The following is a 1,185-nucleotide window of genomic DNA, read 5'->3' on the forward strand; positions in this document are numbered from 1 at the left end:
GGCGCTCAGATCGAGCGCGATGAATCCAGCGCTGCTGGTCTGAGCAGATGCGGGCGGTGTGCTTGGGAAATGTGGGACATGTGAGCCGTGTTGGCGATGCTTTTGGAGCCAGCGGCGCAGTACGTTGGCATTCATGCCGTGGGCTGCCGCGATGGCACTGACGGATGCGCCGGGGAGTTGGCAGGAGGCCACCAATTCAGACTTGAACTGAGTGCTGTAGATGCGACGCGTGCGCGAAGGCGTTGAAGGGGTAGGAGTGTCTTGATTCATCATCGTGTCCACGTTGTTGTTGTGTGGCCAGGATGTTGCCAGGATGGCATTTGAATCTCAAGATGGGTTCACCGGACGCTTACAGTCCAAATCCGCCAATGAGACCTTCTCATCGAGTCCCGAGCGCTTGTAGCGGCGCTCCATCAGGACGGAGCTGCGCCGCTCCAATTCGTCTTGCAGCAAGGCAGCAAAGGTCTCCAGAAACGGCTCCTGGCTGGCCTGGGCCTGCATCGCCCGGGTGGAAAGGGTTTGCTGCATGCCCGACAGGCGCAACTGACGCAAAGCGTTGTCGATCTCGGTCATGTTCATGCCTGGCCTCCTGCTTTCTCATCCATGGCCTTGGCCACCACCGCGCTGGCAACCAAGGCTGCGTGGGTGAACAAATCTGCATACTCGTCGGCCTGGCGGATCAGCTCGTGCTGCTGAACCAAAGTGCCCTCAAGGGCCGTGGTGTCGGCGTGCACTGAGCTGGCCATGTTGGATTCCTCGTCCATGGCCGCCATGGCATCGGCAAACAAGCGCTCGGCCAAGGCCTTGACTTGTTTGTAGCTGTAGACCCCTTGCGCCAAGGCTTGGGCACAGGCGCCGTCAATGCAGACAGCCGGGTAGCGTTTGGTCAATCCCACGATGCCCCAAAGCTTTCTTTGGCCCACCCGACCTTCAGCAGCAAACATCAGCTCACACAGGCGGCTGGCGTGCTCGCCAATTTCTTTGGCCTGGCCAAGGATCAACCGCGTCTCGCGTGATGGGTTGAACACCCGCTCATCCGCAGGCAGCACCACCGAGCCTGGCCGCTCGGCTTTGGCATGTGTGCGCAGCAAAGCGCCTTGCACATCCCGGATCTCGATGCGCCGCTCAAAGATGCGCACCAGCACTTTGGAGCCGATGGCCGCAGGGCGTGCGGCGTAGCTGCTG

At 60.7% G+C, this 1,185-nt stretch carries 1 protein-coding gene and 2 pseudogenes; all 3 read right to left on the reverse strand.

Features of this window, described 5'->3' with window-relative positions; translation table 11 throughout:
• On the reverse strand, positions 1–273 hold a 273-nt coding region (locus AMM41_RS22120; protein ID WP_194944946.1), incomplete at its 3' end, for a transposase.
• Positions 274–354: 81 nt separating this feature from the next.
• Positions 355–579 (reverse strand): annotated as a pseudogene (locus tag AMM41_RS21505) (ATP-binding protein); the annotation flags it as partial.
• A pseudogene (locus AMM41_RS21510) lies at positions 576–1,185 on the reverse strand (IS21 family transposase); the annotation flags it as partial. The pseudogenes AMM41_RS21510 and AMM41_RS21505, both read right to left, overlap by 4 nt.

This window comes from Limnohabitans sp. 2KL-3 (genome assembly GCF_001269405.1).
In the GTDB taxonomy this organism is placed as follows: Bacteria; Pseudomonadota; Gammaproteobacteria; order Burkholderiales; family Burkholderiaceae_C; genus Limnohabitans_A.